This window comes from Cellulomonas iranensis NBRC 101100 = JCM 18110 (assembly GCF_001552375.1).
Classification (GTDB): Bacteria; Actinomycetota; Actinomycetes; order Actinomycetales; family Cellulomonadaceae; genus Cellulomonas; species Cellulomonas iranensis.
Genome location: NZ_BCRB01000186.1, coordinates 1 through 1,433, shown reverse-complemented (window position 1 = coordinate 1,433; position 1,433 = coordinate 1). Strand labels below are relative to the sequence as shown.

The 1,433-nt window shown below is 77.7% G+C and carries 2 protein-coding genes; both read right to left on the bottom strand.

Annotation, left to right across the window (positions count from 1 at the left end):
* Nucleotides 1-345 (bottom strand): hypothetical protein (locus tag CS2_RS18265; RefSeq protein WP_439951193.1); only part of this gene is annotated, 345 nt, incomplete at its 3' end.
* Between the two features lie 94 nt (nt 346-439).
* Nucleotides 440-1,433 (bottom strand): dihydrolipoamide acetyltransferase family protein (locus tag CS2_RS18260; protein ID WP_070321023.1); only part of this gene is annotated, 994 nt, incomplete at its 5' end.

Here is a 1,433-nt window from a genome sequence, read left to right as displayed (position 1 = left end):
GGGCGCGCCGGGCGGTGCGGTGAGCGCGACGAGCACGGGGTGCAGCCCCACGGCGAGCAGCGCGCACCCCGCGACGACGACCACGCGCGCGGCCGCCCGGCGCGGCGACCGGGCGACGAGCACCGCCGGCACGAGCACGAGCGCGGCGACCGCGAGCAGGGCCGCGGCGTCGGGGACGCGGTGGCCGGTCGCGAGCAGGCCGCCGAGCGCACCCGCGAGGACCGCGCCGACCAGCCCGGCGCCGACCACGAGAGGGCGTGCGTCGGCCGGTCCGCGCACCCCGCGGTGCGCGGCGTCGGCCCCGCCGTCGGGGACGACGCCCGGCGGCACCGGGGACGTCGACATGTCGTCGACCGTCGCCCGCGCGTCGTCGTCGGGTCCAGGCCGCGAACCGTTTCAGCAGGTCGCGGGCCCGCCGGTCCCGTGCGCGGTCCGGGCGTCAGCCCCAGACGAGCGCCTGCGCGGGGTCGGCCAGCACGGCGGCGACGTCGGCGAGCACGCGGCTGCCGAGCTCGCCGTCGACGAGCCGGTGGTCGAAGCTCAGCGCGAGCTGCGTGACGTGCCGCGGCTTGACCTTGCCCTTGTGCACCCACGGCTGCTGCCGGATCGCGCCGAACGCGAGGATCGCGGCCTCGCCCGGGTTGAGGATCGGCGTGCCGGTGTCGATGCCGAACACCCCGACGTTGGTGATGGTGATGGTGCCGTCGGACATGTCGGTGGGCGACGTGCGGCCCGCCCGCGCGGTCGCGGTGAGCTCGCCGAGGCCGCGCGCGAGGCCGAGCAGGTCGAGGCGGTGCGCGTCCTTGATGTTGGGGACGACGAGCCCGCGGGGCGTGGCCGCGGCGATGCCGAGGTTCACGTAGTGCTTGAAGACGATCTCCTGCGCGGCCTCGTCCCACGACGCGTTGATCTCGGGGTGCCGGTCGACCGCGAGCAGCAGCGCCTTCGCGGCGATCAGCAGGGGCGTGACGCGCACGTCGGCGAACTCGCGGTCGCCGCGCAGCCGCTCGACGAGCTTCATGGTGCGCGTGACGTCGACCGTGTGGAACACCGTGACGTGCGGGGCCGTGAACGCGCTGGCGACCATGGCCTCGGCGGTGCGCTTGCGCACGGACTTCACGGGCACGCGGGTCTGGCGGCCGTCGGGCGTGACGGTGCCGGACGCGAGCCACGGGCGGTCGTCGCCGGGGTACGTCGCGAGGTCGCGGCCCTCGGCGCGCACCGAGTGGGCCAGCACGTCCTCGCGCGTGACGATCCCCCCGGGCCCGGTCGCGGCGACGGCGTCGAGGTCGACGCCCATGTCGCGCGCGAGCTTGCGCACGGGCGGCTTGGCGAGCGCCCGCCCGGTGCCGGTGCGCGCGGGCGCCGGGGCGGTGGCGGTGGCGGTGGGACGGCCGGGTGCGGCGGACGCGCGGGGTGCCGCGGGGGTCGCC